Genomic DNA, 15436 nt, shown 5'->3' on the forward strand with positions numbered 1-15436 from the left:
CAGGAAGTTGACGTCAGCGCGGAGGGACGGTCAAGCCTTTTCCGACGATTCCGCTTCTTCGTCTTCCTCGTCCTCTTCCTCGTATTCCTCTTCGTCCTCTTCTTCCTCGCCTTCCTCGCCTTCCTCGTCCTCGTCGTACTCTTCCTCTTCGTCGTCTTCGTAATCCTCGACGCCGAAGTCTTCACCGTCCCAGCGGCCTTCGCCGTCGGAGACGAAGGTCAGGGCCATCGCCGCCGGGTTGGTACCGACGCGGACCAGCCAACCACCGAACACACGCGCACGCTCGGTGACCAGATTGGCCTCGGCGCCTTCATTGCCCAGCTTTTCCCACTCCAGCGAAAACGCGAACTCGGTCATTGCCTGGATCTCCTGATCAGTTGGTCTTGGGGCGAACCTGGATGTGCACTTCGGCCAGCTGCGCGTCGACGATCGGCGACGGCGCGTCGGTCATCAGATCCTGTGCACCGGTGGTCTTCGGGAACGGGATCACGTCGCGGATCGACTCGGTGCCGGCCATCAACGCGGCGATGCGGTCGATACCGAAGGCGATGCCACCGTGCGGCGGCGCGCCGTAGTTCAGCGCGTCGAGCAGGAAGCCGAACTTGGCACGGGCCTCCTCGGCACCGATGCCGAGCAGCTCGAACACCGCGCTCTGCATGTCCGGACGGTGGATACGGATCGAACCACCGCCGATTTCATTGCCGTTGAGCACCATGTCGTAGCCGCGCGAAACGGCGGTACGGGCGTTGGCGCGCAGGTCGGCGATGTCGTCCACGGCCGGTGCGGTGAAGGGGTGGTGCAGGGCGACGTAACGCTGTTCTTCCTCGTCCCACTCGAACATCGGGAAGTCGGTGACCCACAGCGGCGCCCAGCCCTCGGCGACCAGGCCGAAGTCCTTGCCGGCCTTCAGGCGCAGGGCGCCCATGAAGTCGGAGACCTTGTTGTAGCCACCGGCGCCGAAGAACACGATGTCACCGTTGCCGGCACCGACGTGGGCGACCAGCGCGGCGAAGGACGCTTCGCTGAAGAACTTCTGGATCGGCGAGCTGACTTCGCCGTTGTCGGCGATCTTGATGTAGGCCAGGCCCTTGGCGCCGTACTTGGCGGCATGCGCGGCGTATTCGTCGATCTGCTTGCGCGACAGCGACGCACCGCCCGGGATGCGCAGCGCAGCCACGCGGCCCTCGGCATCATTGGCCGGGCCGGTGAACACCGGGAACTCGCTGTCCTTGACCAGTTCAGCCACGTCCACCAGTTCCAGCGCGATGCGCAGGTCCGGCTTGTCCGAGCCGTAGCGGCGCATGGCTTCAGCCCAGGTCATCCGCGGGAAGCTGGCATCCAGCTGCACGTCCACCACTTCCTTGAAGATGGCGCGGATCATGTCTTCGACGAAGTCCTGCACGTCGCGCTCGCGGACGAAGGCGAATTCCATGTCCAGCTGGGTGAACTCCAGCTGGCGGTCGGCACGCAGGGCCTCATCGCGGAAGCAGCGCGCGATCTGGTAGTAGCGGTCGAAGCCGGCCACCATCAGGATCTGCTTGAACAGCTGCGGGCTCTGCGGCAGGGCGTAGAACTCGCCCGGGTGCATGCGCGCCGGCACCAGGAAGTCGCGCGCGCCTTCCGGGGTGGCCTTGGTCAGGATCGGGGTTTCGATGTCCTGGAAGCCCTTCTCGTCCAGGTGGCGGCGCAGGGCCTGCACCAGCTTGATGCGGGTGCGCTGCATGCGCTGCATTTCCGGGCGGCGCAGGTCCAGGTAGCGGTACTTCAGGCGGGTTTCCTCGCCCGGGTTCTCGTGGGCGTGGAACGGCAGCGGCGCGGCCTTGTTCAGCACGGTGATGGCGGTGGCGATCACTTCCACCTTGCCGGTGCGCATCTTGTCGTTCACCGCGTGGCGGGCGCGCACGACGCCTTCCACATGCAGCACGTCCTCGTAGCCCAGCGACGCGGCCACGGCGAACACTTCGGCATTGTCGACCTCCACCGTCACCTGCACGATGCCTTCATGATCGCGGAGATCGATGAAGCAGACGCCGCCCTGGTTACGGGCCACGTCGGTCCAGCCGGCGAGGGTGACAGTCTGGCCAATCAGGGTCTCGTCGACCAGGCCGCAGAAGTGGGTACGCATGGGGGGAAGCTCCGCTGGAGAACGCCGGCACCGGATGGGGGCCGGAAAGCCTCGTATTCTGCGGCCGAGGCCCCGGCCGGGGCAAATCCGGCCAGTCACACCGGCTTGATCGCCCCCCTCCCTATAGTCGGGCACCTGCCACCGTATGGGATGCCGCCATGAAACCGCTGTCCCTGGCCAGCCTGGCCGTAACCCTCAGCCTGGGTGCCCTGGGCACCCTCACCCTGCCCGCCCCATCCGCCTCTGCGCAGAACGGGGTGATCCGCTGCGAAAGCCAGAGCAACCGCGAACGGGTCTGCAACACCGGCTGGCGCGGCGCGCAGCTGGTCCGTCAGTTGTCTGGCAGCCCCTGCGAGGAAGGCCGCACCTGGGGCAGCCGCAACGGCACCATCTGGGTCACCGGCGGCTGCCGCGCCGAGTTCGTCGAGTCGCGCGGCGGCTGGGGCGGTGGCAATGGCGGCGGCTGGGGTGGCAACAACGGTCGACCCGGCGAGACCATCCGCTGCGAAAGCCAGAACAATCGCGAGCGCAGCTGCCCGGTCGGCTGGCGCAATGCCCGCCTGGTCCGCCAGTTGTCCGGCAGTCCTTGCGAGGAGGGCCGTACCTGGGGTGTGCGCAACGGCGCGGTGTGGGTCAGCAATGGCTGCCGCGCCGAATTCGCCGAGGCCCGCGGCTGGGGCGGTGGTGGTGGCGGCTGGGGCGGTGGCAACAGCAACTATTCCGTCACCTGCAGCAGCAACAACAACCGTTCGCAGACCTGCGACTGGGATGATCGCCAGGGCCGGCCAGTGCTGCAGCAGCAGCTGTCCGGCAGCGCCTGCCAGGAAGGCCGCAGCTGGGGCTACTCGCGCGGCCAGGTGTGGGTGAGCAACGGCTGCCGCGCGCGCTTCGGTACGCGCTGAGTTGCGGGGGCGGATCCCTGGCCAGCGGCCAGGGCTCTTACCCCGGCCAGGCATCCCGCATCCACGCATGGCGTGGGTCTACTGGCGGTCTTTCCGGGGTCGGAGCCCTCCGCAGGAGGGATCCGATCCCGCGATCACGGTGCGGGCGCTTTGTCGTCGCCCCAGGGCGGCGGCGGCAGATCGACCGGCTTGCTCAGGTCGAACTGCACGCGGAACCGGCGGCCCTCCGGGCGCGTCAACTCGTAGACGAACGTCTGGTCCGGATCGATCTCCATCGCCCAGGTGTTGTGCGTGGAAGCCAGCATGTCGGCACGGCGGAACATCGCCACCGAGTCGGCATCGGCCGGGAACTGCTGACGTTCGGCAGTTCCCGGCGGCGTGCTGTCGCCACCGTACAGGGTGATCGCGTCGGGGCTGCCGTCTTCGTGGCGATGGTCGTGTTTCAGGCGCAGCCCGTTCGGCGTGCGGGTCAGCACCCAGGTCCGCGAGTGGTCATCACCGACATGGAACGGGATGCGCAGCTCATGCGCCGGATCGGCGCAGCCGCGCACATGCATCACCAGGCGCTGCCCGGCGAACGGGTCCTTGCCGGTTGGTGCCGGCGTGTCCTCCACCACCTTGCCTGCGTAGGCCTGGCCGCAATGTGCGGCGATGGCGGCCATGAACGCATCGGCCGGTGCGGTCGCCAGGTCATGGGCGACCGTATCGGAGCGCTGCGTGCACGCAGCGAGGCTGAGCAGGAGGGCGGCGGTAGTGGCAACGGCAATCGGTCTCATGCCCCAACCCTAACGGCCATGGCCGATGGGCGCAAACCGCGCGCCAGGTCCGCTCAGCGCTCGGCAGACGGTGCTGCCGGCAGTACTTCGGTCGCCGCCACCGGTGCGGCCTCGCCCTCGCCGGCCGGCTCCTGTTCCACCGGGTCGACATCGAACGGGGTACGGAACACCAGCGACGGCAGCAGCGTGGTCAACGCGGCATACAGCAGCAGCGCGCCGAACAGCACCGCCGGAATCTGGAAGCGCTCGCGCATGATCGCCGCCAGCACCAGGGTGAAGATCAGCGTCGGTGCCAGCGCCAGCGAGACCCGCAGGCTGCTGCGGAAGCTCTCGCCGAACATCACCCGGCGCTGCAACCAGACCACGCCGATGCGCAGCGGCAGCACCACCAGGGTGATCACGATGCCCAGCCCCAGCGCCTCGAAGCTGAGCGCTTCACTGGGCACCTTGGTGCCGGCGTTGAAGAAGTAGAACGGCACGAAGAACGAGGCGAACAAGCGCAGCGCGTGCAGGTTCTCGTGCGAGGCCAGCAGCGGCATGCGCTGGTGCAGCAGACGCGCGACCAGCCCGGCGATGAACGCGCCGACCAGGTAGTACACGCCCAGCAGGTAGGTGATGTAGGCCGCCACCATGCCCACCATCACCAGCAGCGAGAACTCTGAACCCGGCGCGTGCGGCGCCACCCAGCGTCCCAGCGCGATGAACAGCAGCGGCAGGCCGACCATCATCGCCAGCAGGGCCAGGCTGGACAGCGCCATGTGGCCCGGATCGCCGGCCTGCAGCACGATGAACAACGCCGCCAGCGCCAGCAGTTCACCAGCGATGGCCTTGCTGGTCACCCAGAACCGCTCGTCTTCGCTCAGGCCCAGCCGTGACAGCGAATCCATGATGAAACCAGTGGAGGGCGTCAGCAGCGCCAGCGCCAACAGGCCGGCGGCCTGCCAAGGCAATCCCGCATAGCGCCAGGCCAGCCAGCCCACGCCGAACAGCGTCGCACTGCGGATCACCAGGTGCGCCAACAGCGGCCACATGCCACGACGTAGCGCCTGCAGGTCCACTTCCAGGCCCGCGAACAGGAACAGCGAGGAAATACCCAGCGTGGCCAGCAGGCCGATCACCGCATCGTGGGCCTGGTCGCCCAGCCAGAGCATGCCGATGATGCCGAACAGCAGGCAGGTCAGTGGTGCGGGCAGGCTGAAGCGCTGCAGCGCGCGCGGGATCACCAGCAGCGCGAAGATCAGCAGCAGGTAGATCAACTCATGGCTCATCGGGGTCTTCCGTGGGGTTCGAACGCGCGCAGGATGCGCGCGCCGAACCGATCCGGCAAGCCACGTTTGAATGACCCCGGTTACCTCATCCAATCAGTCGGTCGGCGATCCGGCCTACCTGGGCCAGCACCAGGGCGCGCTGCTCGTTGCTGATCGCGCCGGCCTGCAGATAGGCGGTCAGCACCCACGGCGCGCCGCCCGCGCGCGGCCACAACACGGCGATGTCGTTGCGCGCGTCCTCGCCATTGCTGCCGGTCTTGTCGCCCACCCGCCAGCGCTTGCCCAGGCCCGCGCGCAGGCAGGCATCGCCGGTTTCATTGTCGATCAACCAGTCGGCCAGCTGCTGGCGCGATGCCGGCTGCAGCACTTTCCCCAGCACCACGCGCTGCAGCGAACCAGCCATCGCCGCCGGCGTGGTGGTGTCGCGCGGGTCACCTTCGGCGAAGCTGTTCATTTCCGGCTCCAGCCGGTCGCTGCGGCTGACCGCATCGCCGCTGGCACGCAGGAACGCGGTGACCGCTGGCGGCCCGCCGACCACACCGAACAACAGGTTGGCAGCCGTGTTGTCGCTGGTGATGACCGTGGCCCGGCACAGGTCGCGCACGGTCATGTCCTTGCCGGCATGGCGGCGGGTCACCGGTGCGTGCGAGAGCAGGTCGGCCTCGCGCACCGGTACGCGCCGGTCGAGCAGCGAAGGGGTGCGTTCGGCCTGGCTGAGCACGGTCGCGGCCAGCATGCTCTTGAAGGTGCTGCACATCGGGAAACGCTCGTCCTGGCGATGGCCGACGCGGCGGCCGCTGGCGGTATCGAGCAGGGTCACGCCCAGACGGCCGGCGCAGGCCTTCTCCAGCGCGGCGAAATCACTGGCGGCGGCGATGGCCGCATCGGCCGGGGCGGCGGCGGTCGTGGCGCCCGCCGCACGTGCCAGCAACGGCAGGGCGAGCGAGGAAGCAACAGCGGCACCACTGAACTGCAGGAATCGGCGACGGGCGAGCATGCGGGGTTCTCCTGGGGACCGTTCGATTATTGGCGTCGCCCACCGGGGCGACCAGCGCAAAAAATCAGCGCGAGCCATTAGCTGAACTCATGCCTGTCGCATTCAACCCCTTAATTTTCCGAAATCACCCGTTGCCACGCTAGGATCATCCATCACTCCAGCTCACGACTGCGCCATGCTGCACCCGACCCTGCCGCTGAACGCCCTGCGCGCCTTCGAGGCCGCCGCGCGCCACCAGAATTTCACCCGTGCCGCGCTGGAGCTGTGCGTCAGCCAGGCCGCGCTGAGCCACCAGATCCGCAGCCTGGAGGACCGGCTCGGCATTCGCCTGTTCCATCGCCTGCCGCGCGGCGTTGCCCTGACCGATGAGGGTTCCGCGCTGTACCCGGTGCTCAGCGAATCGTTCGAGCGCATTTCGGCCAGCATCGCGCGTTACACCGGCGGACCTGCGCGTGAGGTACTGACCCTGGGCGTGGTCGGCACCTTCGCCACCGGCTGGCTGCTGCCACGACTGGCTGCGTTCGAGAGCGCGCATCCGGACATCGAGCTGCGCCTGCAGACCCACAACAACCGTATCGATCTGGCGGGAGAAGGGCTGGACCTGGCGATCCGCTTCGGTGATGGCGACTGGCAGGGCCAGCACTGCACGGCGATCCTCGACGCGCCCTTCGCACCGCTGTGCGCGCCGGCGCTGGCACGGCGCCTGAAGCAACCGCGTGACCTGGGCACGCTGCCACTGCTGCGCTCCTACCGCAGCGACGAGTGGCCGCGCTGGTTGCAGGCGGCCGGGGTCAGCGGCGTGGAGGCACGCGGGCCGGTATTCGATTCCTCGTTGACGGTGGCGATGGCCGCTGCCGGCGGTGCCGGCGTGGCGCTGCTGCCGTTGCGCATGTTCGAGCAGGAACTGGCCGAGGGCCGCTTGTTGCAGCCGTTCGGCACCACGCTGGAGCTGGGCCGCTACTGGCTGACACGGCTGCGCTCGCGCGTCGAACGTGAGCCGGCCAAGCGCTTCCGCGAGTGGCTGCAGGCGCAGTCATGATGTAGAGCCGAGCCCACGCTCGGCTGCTTCATGTCCAATACCGCGCTGCGCGCGCAAGCCGAGCATGGCTCGGCTCTACAAGAAAGCCAGCCGGCCAGCGGCCGGCACTACCGGTCAGGACTCCAGCAGTTCCATCCAGGCCGCTTCGGCTTTTTCAAGCTGCGCGGCAGCGGTTTCGCGGTCACGGCCGATCACCGCCATGCGCGTGGCATCGGCGTAATTGGCCGGGTCGGCCAGCTGCCGGTCCAGTTCGGCCAGGGCGCCTTCCAGCTCGGCCACCTTGGCTTCGGCGGCGGCCAGCTTGTGCGGGTTCACCGGCTTCTTCTGCACCACCTGCGCCACCGGGGCGGTCTTGACCACCACCGGCTCTTCCACCTGCTCCATGCGTGCCTTGGTGCCCTGCGCCTGCGGGCGGGTACGCAGCCAGGCGGCGTAGGCATCGAGGTCGCCGTCGAACGGCTCGACCACGCCATCGGCCACGCGCCAGTAGGTATCGCAGACCAGGCCGATCAGGTGGCGGTCGTGCGAGACCATCACGATCGCGCCTTCGAAGGTGGCCAGTGCTTCGGCCAGCGCTTCGCGCATTTCCAGGTCAAGGTGGTTGGTCGGTTCGTCCAGCAGCAGCACGTTCGGCTGCTGCCAGGCGATCAGCGCCAGCGCCAGGCGTGCGCGCTCGCCACCGGAGAAGCCATCGACCGGCTCGAATGCGCGGTCGCCGGGGAAGTTCCACTTGCCGAGGAAGTCGCGGAACGACTGGTTCGGCGCATCCGGGGCGATCTCGCGGAAGTGCTCCATCGGCGACTGGCCTTCGTGCAGCGACTCCACCGTGTGCTGGGCGAAGTAGCCGATCTTCAGGTCCGGGTGCGCCATGCGCTCGCCGACGATCGGTGCCAGTTCGCCCACCAGGGTCTTCACCAGCGTGGTCTTGCCGGCGCCGTTCGGGCCGAGCAGGCCGATGCGCTGGCCCGCTTCCAGGCCGAAGCCGACGTTGTGCAGGATCACCGCGTCCTTGCCGTAGCCGGCCTCGACGTGGTTCAGGCGGATCAGCGAGAACGGCAGCTTGGCCGGCGGCGCGAATTCGATGCGGAACTCACGCTCGGCGCGCACCGCTTCGGTGCCGGCCAGCTTGGCCAGGCGCTTCATGCGGCTCTGCGCCTGCGCGGCCTTGCTGGCCTGCGCCTTGAAGCGGTCGATGAAGCTCTGCAGGTGGGCGCGCTCGGCCTGTTCCTTCTCGTGCGCGATCTGCTGCTGGCGCAGCTGTTCGGCGCGCTGGCGCTCGAAATCGGTGTAGCCACCCGGGTAGAGCTTGGCGCCACCACCGTGCAGGTGCAGGGTGTGGGTGGCGACGTTGTCGAGGAACTCGCGGTCATGCGAGATCAGCAGCAGCGTACCCGGGTACTTCAGCAGCCACTGTTCCAGCCAGTACACCGCGTCCAGGTCGAGGTGGTTGGTCGGTTCGTCCAGCAGCAACAGGTCGCTGGGCATCATCAGCGCGCGCGCCAGGTTCAGGCGCACGCGCCAACCGCCGGAGAACGAGGACACCGCGCGGTGATGGGTCTCGGCCGGGAAGCCGAGGCCGTGCAGCAGCTTGCCGGCGCGCGCTTCGGCATCGTAGGCATTGAGCTCGGCCATCTTCGTGTGCGCCTCGGCCACCGCTTCCCAGTCTTCACGGGCGGTCGCCTCGGCCTCGGCGGCCAGCACCGCGGCCACTTCGATGTCACCGCCCAGCACGAAGCTCAGCGCCGGGTCCGGCAGCGACGGGGTTTCCTGCGCCACGCTGGCGATACGGACCTTGCCGGGCAGGTCGACGTCCCCCTTGTCGGCCTCCAGCTCGCCCTTCACCGCCGCGAACAGGCTGGACTTGCCAGCACCGTTGCGGCCGACCACACCCACCCGGTAACCGGCGTGCAGGGTCAGGTCGACATTGGACAACAGCAGCCGCTCGCCGCGGCGCAAGGCGAAATTACGAAGGGAGATCATCGGGGGAGGGGTCCATATAACCGGATGGAATGTGCTGGTAAGCACTGTTCCTGCGACGCAATTCTAGCGTTAACGAATACTTGACGTGTCCCGGGATGCGCAGTGGCCGACGTTCCTCTCTCCCACGTCCTCGCCGCGCGCGTCCCGGGCTCCCTTCCCGCCAGCGCTGATCCGGGCTAAATGGTTGCTGCTGCAACGTTTTTTCTGACGCCCGGCATTTGACAGGCACTGAATATCCCGTTAATTGCTGTATTGCGCACCGCAACAACCGCCGTCCGCCTCACCCCCGTGATGTCGATTCCGGTGCCGCCCCTGCCAACCGGAGCCCCATCCCGATGACCCGCAAGACCAGCCTGATCGCCGCCGCCGTCGCTGTCGCACTCGGTGGCTCTCCGTTCGTCGCCGCTGCCCAGCAGGCCGGCACCGCCGCCAACACCCTGGACACAGTGATCGTCACCGGCACCCGCGTGGCCGACCGCACGGTGGCCGAATCGCAGTCGCCGATCGACATCATTACCCCCGAAGCACTGCAGTCCACCGGCACCAGCGAACTGGCCACGGCGCTGTCGCGCGCGCTGCCCTCGCTGAACTTCCCGCGCCCGGCCCTGACCGACGGCACCAGCGGCGTGCGCCCGGCGCAGCTGCGCGGCCTGTCGCCGGACCAGGTGCTGGTGCTGGTCAACGGCAAGCGCCGCCACACCTCGGCGATGATCAACGTCAACGGCAGCATCGGCCGTGGCTCGTCGGCGGTGGACATCAACGCGATCCCGATCGCCGCGATCGAGCGCGTGGAAGTGCTGCGCGACGGCGCGTCGGCGCAGTACGGCTCGGACGCCATTGCCGGCGTCATCAACATCGTGCTCAAGGGCAGCGGCCGTGGCGGCAGCCTGGCGGTGGATTACGGCCAGTACTCGGCCGGTGACGGCAACAAGTACCAGCTGTCCGGCGATACCGGCGTCGAGTTCGGCAACGGCCGTGGCCGCGTGCACGTGGCCGGCCAGATCAGCCAGCAGGACGAGAGCAACCGCGCCGGCCCGTACCGCGGCACCACGCCGAACACCGGCAACTTCCCGAGCATCGGCCAGAAGACCTTCATCGTCGGCGACCCGCGCGTGGATGCCACCGCCGCCTCGGCTAACGCCAGCTTCGACTTCAGCGACCACGTGACCGGCTACGCCAGCGCGCTGCTCAGCAACCGCGACATCACCTCGTTCGCGTTCTACCGCTCGCGCAACCACAGCGGGCAGAGCGCGCTGCTGGCGCAGACCTACCCGGATGGCTACGTGCCGGAGATCAACCAGTATTCCAAGGACCGTTCGCTGGTGGCCGGGGTCAAGGGCAACACCGACAGCGGCTGGACCTGGGACCTGAGCCTGAACCACGGCGAGAACACCCTCGATTTCCACACCCGCAACAGCATCAACTACAGCCTCGGTGCGACCAGCCCGCGCTCGTTCTACGACGGCACGCTGAAGTACCAGCAGGACATCTTCAACGCCGACCTGACCAAGTCGCTGGACTGGGGCCTGGCCTACCCGGTCACGCTGTCCTTCGGTGGTGAGTACCGCAAGGAGAAATGGGACCAGAAGCCGGGCGAGCTAAACTCGTACACCGGCAGCGGCGCGCAGGGCTTCGCGGGCTTCACCCCGACCAATGAAGTGCATGCCGACCGCCACAACTACGCGGTCTACGCCGGCCTGGAAGCGGACCTGACCGAGAAGTTCTCGGCGGGCATCACCGGCCGCTACGAGGACTACTCGGACTTCGGCGACCGCTTCTCCGGCAAGCTGTCGACGCGCTACGCGTTCACCGACAAGGTCGCGCTGCGCGCTACCGCGTCCAGTGGCTTCCGCGCACCGTCGCTGGCGCAGCAGGGTTACCAGGCCGTCACCAGCCAGTTCCTCAATGGCGTGTTCGTTGAACGCGGCACCTTCCCGACCACCAGCCCGGCCGCGCAGGCGCTGGGCGCCTCGCCGCTGAAGGCCGAGACCTCCACCTCCTACAGCCTGGGCCTCGTGCTGCAGCCGGTGGACCGCCTGTACATCACCGTCGATGCCTACCAGATCGACATCGACAACCGCATCGCGCTGTCGTCCAGCATCACCACCAACGCGGCTTCCAGTGCCCTGCTGGCCGGGTTGGGCCTGCCGCAGGTGACCGCGTTCTCGTACTTCACCAACGGCCTGGATACGCGCACCCGTGGCGTGGACTTCGTGTCCAGCTACACGGTGCCGTTCAGCGCCAGCAGCCTGGAGCTGACCGCGGCCTACAGCCTCAATGACACCGAAGTGCGTCGCGTCGGCGGCACCCCGGCGGTGTTTGGCACGCTGGGCCTGACCCAGTCGCTGATCGGCCGCGATGAGATCGGCCGCATCGAGGACAGCTACCCGCGCGACAAGGCGATCCTGAGCGGCACCTGGCGTTCGGATCACTGGGAACTGGGCCTGGCCGCCACCCGCTACGGCAAGTTCACCGTGCGCAACTCGGCCACCGCGCTGCGTGACCAGACCTACGGCGATGCCTGGGTGGTGGATGCCTCGGCCAGCTACAAGCCGAGCAGCAACTGGACCCTGACCGTGGGCGCCGACAACCTGCTGGACAAGTACCCGGACCGCACCGAAGACCTGCAGAACTCCACCTTCGGCATGCTGCCGTACAGCAACTACTCGCCGTTCGGCTTCAACGGCGCGTATGTGTATGGGCGGATCAAGTACACCTGGTAAGGGGTAGTGCCGGCCGCTGGCCGGCATTCCGTGGCCCGGGTGGGGTCAGATCCCTTTTCCTGCAGGAAAAGGGATCTGACCCCATTTGCCTGCTGGGTTTGCTGCATCTGGCGCATTAGGTGAAAATCGGGGCATCCCCCCGATTTCTGCGAGAGCCGATGCACCATGACACCGACCTGATCAACATCGTTGCCGTTGGCCTGGGGCTCGCCTTCATCTTCGGCGCGCTGGCCAACAAGCTCCGCTTGTCTCCCCTGGTCGGTTACCTGGTTGCTGGCATCTGTGTAGGCCCGTTCACCCCCGGCTTCGTCGCCGACCAGGCGCTGGCCAACCAGCTGGCCGAACTGGGCGTGATGCTGCTGATGTTCGGTGTCGGCCTGCACTTCTCGCTGAAGGACCTGATGGCGGTCAAGGCCATCGCCATTCCCGGTGCCATCGGCCAGATCGCGGTCGCCACCCTGCTCGGCTGGGGCGTGGCCTCGCTGATGGGCTGGCCGGCCATCCATGGCGTCATCTTCGGTTTCTCGCTGGCCACTGCCAGTACCGTGGTGCTGCTGCGGGCGATGGAGGAGCGGCGCCTGCTGGAGACCATGCGCGGCAAGATCGCGGTCGGCTGGCTGATCGTGGAAGACCTGGCCTGCGTGCTGGCACTGGTGATGATGCCGGTGATGGCCGGCGTGTTTGGCCCCGATGCGGCCAAGGAATCGCACTCGCTGGGCAGCGTGCTGGCCGACATCGGCTGGACCTTCGTGCAGCTGGGCCTGTTCGTGGCGGTGATGCTGGTGGTCGGGCGCCGGGTCATTCCGTGGATCCTGGAACGCATCGCCGGTACCGGCTCGCGCGAACTGTTCACCCTGTCAGTGCTGGCGATCGCGCTGGGCGTGGCATTCGGCTCGGCGATGCTGTTCGGTGTCTCGTTCGCACTGGGCGCGTTCTTCGCCGGCATGCTGCTCAACGAATCGGAGCTGAGCCACAAGGCTGCGCACGATTCGCTGCCGCTGCGCGACGCGTTCGCGGTGCTGTTCTTCGTCTCCGTAGGCATGTTGTTCGACCCCAACATCCTCGTCCAGCACCCCTGGCAGGTGCTGGCCACCGTGCTGATCATCATGTTTGGCAAGTCGGCCGCCGCGTTCTTCATCGTGCGTGCGTTCGGCCACCCGACCAGCACTGCGCTGACCATTTCGGCCAGCCTGGCGCAGATCGGCGAGTTCGCCTTCATCATCGCCGGTCTGGGCGTGGCGCTGCAGATCCTGCCGAAGGAAGGCCAGTCGCTGGTGCTGGCTGGTGCGCTGGTGTCGATCATGCTCAATCCGCTGGTGTTCGGCCTGCTCGACCGTTGGCAGGCCAAGCAGGAACAGCAGCCGCAGCCGGCGGAGCCAGAAGAGGCCATCGGTCCCTCGCGCGACCTGCGTGACCACGCCATCGTGATCGGCTACGGCCGGGTCGGCAGCGAACTGGCGCAGGTGCTGCGCGATCGCGGCGTGCCGGTGCTGGTGATCGATGACAACAAGGAACACGTCGAACAGGCGCACGCCAAGGGCCTGGCGGCGATCCGCGGCAGTGCCGCCGCCGACCGGGTGCTGGCCGAAGCTCATCCGGAGCGCGCCAAGATCGCGGTGCTGGCGATTCCGCAGCCGCTGGAAGCCGGTGAGGCGCTGGCCAAGCTACGGGCGATCAACCCGGACCTGACCCTGCTGGCACGTGCGCACAGCGATGCCGAGGTGAAGCACCTGCTGGAACACGGTGCCGATGGCACGGTGATGGCCGAGCGCGAGCTGGCCTATTCGCTGGCGGAGATGATCATGTCGACGCCGCCGTACCGGAATCTGGGGCAGCACAGCATTCCGGTGGTGTGAGGGGTGTGGGTGCGGCAGGGCTTGCAGCCCTGCACCTGCCAAAGCAACGGCAAAAGCAAAAGCTGACTATCCGTGGGATGGCGGGGAGGGTCCGGTTGCAGGGGACGCCGTGAATCCGTCCATGGAGGCTCGGTCGCGCCATCCATGGCGCTCACGCCCCTGCAACCGGACCCACCCCGCCTTCGACGGTTCGCTGCTGCTGTTGGTGGGTGTCGACCTTGGTCGACACGGCGGCGTATGGGGTCAGATCCGTTTTCCGCAGGAAAACGGATCTGACCCCGGAAACATGAAAAATCCCCGGTCGACCCGCATCGACCGGGGATCTGGATCGCCACGTTGCCACGCCTTGGAGAGGCAGCTCCACCGTAGCGCATTGCGCGATGGGTGGTGATCGCCTGTGGCGATGACGACCAAGCGTGTGGCTATCAGGCGCCGGCCAGGGCCTGCTCAAGGTCCGCGCGCAGGTCGCCGATGTGCTCGATGCCGATCGACAGACGCACGGTGTCTTCGCTGACGCCGGCCTTGGCCAGTTCAGCTGCGTCCAACTGGCGATGGGTGGTGGACGCCGGATGGGTGGCCAGCGACTTGGCGTCTCCCAGGTTCACCAGCCGGGTGAACAGCTTCAACGCATCGAGGAAGCGTGCGCCGGCTTCGCGCCCACCCGGCAGGCCAAAGGTCAGCACGCCCGAGCCGTGGCCACCGAGGTAGCGCTGCGCGGCGGCATGCTCCGGGTCGTCGGCCAAACCAGCGTAACGCACCCACGCCACCTTGGCGTGCGCCTTCAGGAACTGCGCGACGGCCAGTGCGTTGGCGTTGATGCGCTCCATGCGCAGTGCCAGCGTCTCGATGCCCTGCAGGATCAGGAAGGCATTGAACGGCGACAGCGCCGCGCCGGTATTGCGCAGCGGCACTACGCGCGCGCGGCCGATGTAGGCGGCAGGCCCCAGGGCCTCGGTGTAGACCACGCCGTGGTAGCTGGGATCGGGCTGGTTGAGGCGGGCGAAGCGCTTCGGCTGCGCAGCCCAGTCGAAACGGCCAGAGTCGATGATCGCACCGCCCAGGCTGTTGCCGTGGCCGCCCAGGTACTTGGTCAGCGAATGCACCACGATGTCGGCTCCGTGCTCGAACGGGCGCAGCAGGAAGGGCGTGGCCACGGTGTTGTCGACGATCAGCGGCACGCCGGCCGCGTGAGCGACTTCGGCGATGGCGGCGATGTCGGTGACATTGCCGCGCGGGTTGCCGATCGATTCGACGAACACCGCCTTGGTTCGCTCGTCGATCAACGCGGCGAACGCGGCCGGATCGGCGGGGTCGGCGAAGCGCGCCTGGATGCCGTACTGCGGCAGCGTATGCGCCAGCAGGTTGAGGCTGCCGCCATACAGCGCGCTGGAGGCGACGATGTTGTCGCCGGCCTCGGCAATGGTCTGGATGGCATAGGTGATCGCGGCCTGCCCCGAGGCCAGCGCCAGTGCGCCGATGCCACCTTCCAGGGCGGCCAGGCGCTGCTCCAGCACGTCGGTGGTGGGGTTCATGATGCGCGTGTAGATGTTGCCCGGCACCTTCAGGTCGAACAGGTCGGCGCCATGCTGGGTGTCATCGAAGGCGTACGCCACCGTCTGGTAGATCGGCACCGCCACCGCGCGGGTGGTCGGGTCGGGACGGTAGCCGCCATGCACGGCCAGGGTTTCCAGTTGCCACTGCGGGTCGCTCATTGCACCAGGCTCCATCCGGGGAAACCGCCACCATAGGCCAGCCGCAGCCTGGCACTGA

The 15436-nt window shown here is 67.6% G+C and carries 11 protein-coding genes; 4 read left to right on the forward strand and 7 right to left on the reverse strand.

All coding sequences use genetic code 11. From position 1 onward, the window contains the following. Nucleotides 1–30 precede the first annotated feature (30 nt). Both AASM09_RS17530 and aspS read right to left on the reverse strand, forming a co-directional pair. Nucleotides 31–357 carry a hypothetical protein gene (locus AASM09_RS17530; protein WP_049429570.1) on the reverse strand — a complete coding sequence of 109 codons (327 nt, stop codon included), beginning with the start codon at nt 355–357 and terminating at the stop codon, nt 31–33. A gap of 16 nt (nt 358–373) precedes the next feature. Beyond that, nucleotides 374–2125, reverse strand: a complete 1752-nt coding sequence (gene aspS / locus AASM09_RS17535) for an aspartate--tRNA ligase (RefSeq protein ID WP_049429569.1) — start codon at nt 2123–2125, stop codon at nt 374–376. Nucleotides 2126–2283: 158 nt separating this feature from the next. Between aspS and AASM09_RS17540 the strand changes: the two genes are divergently transcribed. After that, nucleotides 2284–3027: a DUF3011 domain-containing protein gene (locus AASM09_RS17540; protein WP_049429568.1), complete on the forward strand. Its 744-nt coding sequence runs from the start codon at nt 2284–2286 to the stop codon at nt 3025–3027. Nucleotides 3028–3161: 134 nt separating this feature from the next. On the opposite strand, the gene AASM09_RS17545 is transcribed toward AASM09_RS17540, so the two are convergent. The 3 genes from AASM09_RS17545 to blaL2 form a co-directional block, all read right to left on the reverse strand. After that, nucleotides 3162–3803, reverse strand: coding sequence for a hypothetical protein (locus AASM09_RS17545; RefSeq protein WP_049429567.1), 642 nt, complete (start codon nt 3801–3803; stop codon nt 3162–3164). A gap of 53 nt (nt 3804–3856) precedes the next feature. Beyond that, the gene (locus tag AASM09_RS17550) at nt 3857–5071 is read right to left on the reverse strand and encodes a cation:proton antiporter (RefSeq protein WP_049429566.1); all 1215 of its coding nucleotides are present in this window, start codon (nt 5069–5071) and stop codon (nt 3857–3859) included. Nucleotides 5072–5156: 85 nt separating this feature from the next. After that, nucleotides 5157–6068 carry a L2 family extended-spectrum class A beta-lactamase gene (gene blaL2 / locus AASM09_RS17555; RefSeq protein ID WP_049429565.1) on the reverse strand — a complete coding sequence of 304 codons (912 nt, stop codon included), beginning with the start codon at nt 6066–6068 and terminating at the stop codon, nt 5157–5159. A gap of 175 nt (nt 6069–6243) precedes the next feature. On the opposite strand from blaL2, the gene ampR reads away from it, so the two are divergent. Beyond that, nucleotides 6244–7107 carry a LysR family transcriptional regulator AmpR gene (ampR, locus tag AASM09_RS17560; protein ID WP_049429564.1) on the forward strand — a complete coding sequence of 288 codons (864 nt, stop codon included), beginning with the start codon at nt 6244–6246 and terminating at the stop codon, nt 7105–7107. A gap of 114 nt (nt 7108–7221) precedes the next feature. Here ampR and AASM09_RS17565 read toward each other — a convergent pair whose 3' ends face one another. After that, nucleotides 7222–9087 carry an ABC-F family ATP-binding cassette domain-containing protein gene (locus AASM09_RS17565; protein WP_043400521.1) on the reverse strand — a complete coding sequence of 622 codons (1866 nt, stop codon included), beginning with the start codon at nt 9085–9087 and terminating at the stop codon, nt 7222–7224. A gap of 335 nt (nt 9088–9422) precedes the next feature. Here AASM09_RS17565 and AASM09_RS17570 point away from each other — a divergent pair, with 335 nt between their 5' ends. Continuing rightward, the gene (locus tag AASM09_RS17570) at nt 9423–11810 is read left to right on the forward strand and encodes a TonB-dependent receptor plug domain-containing protein (RefSeq protein ID WP_100443662.1); all 2388 of its coding nucleotides are present in this window, start codon (nt 9423–9425) and stop codon (nt 11808–11810) included. 158 nt (nt 11811–11968) lie between these two features. Then, the gene (gene ybaL, locus AASM09_RS17575; RefSeq protein WP_049428477.1) at nt 11969–13666 is read left to right on the forward strand and encodes a YbaL family putative K(+) efflux transporter; all 1698 of its coding nucleotides are present in this window, start codon (nt 11969–11971) and stop codon (nt 13664–13666) included. 425 nt (nt 13667–14091) lie between these two features. Here ybaL and AASM09_RS17580 read toward each other — a convergent pair whose 3' ends face one another. Beyond that, the gene (locus tag AASM09_RS17580; protein ID WP_049430683.1) at nt 14092–15378 is read right to left on the reverse strand and encodes an O-acetylhomoserine aminocarboxypropyltransferase/cysteine synthase family protein; all 1287 of its coding nucleotides are present in this window, start codon (nt 15376–15378) and stop codon (nt 14092–14094) included. Nucleotides 15379–15436 lie beyond the last annotated feature (58 nt).

It is taken from the genome of Stenotrophomonas maltophilia (assembly GCF_039555535.1).
In the GTDB taxonomy this organism is placed as follows: domain Bacteria; phylum Pseudomonadota; class Gammaproteobacteria; order Xanthomonadales; family Xanthomonadaceae; genus Stenotrophomonas; species Stenotrophomonas maltophilia_Q.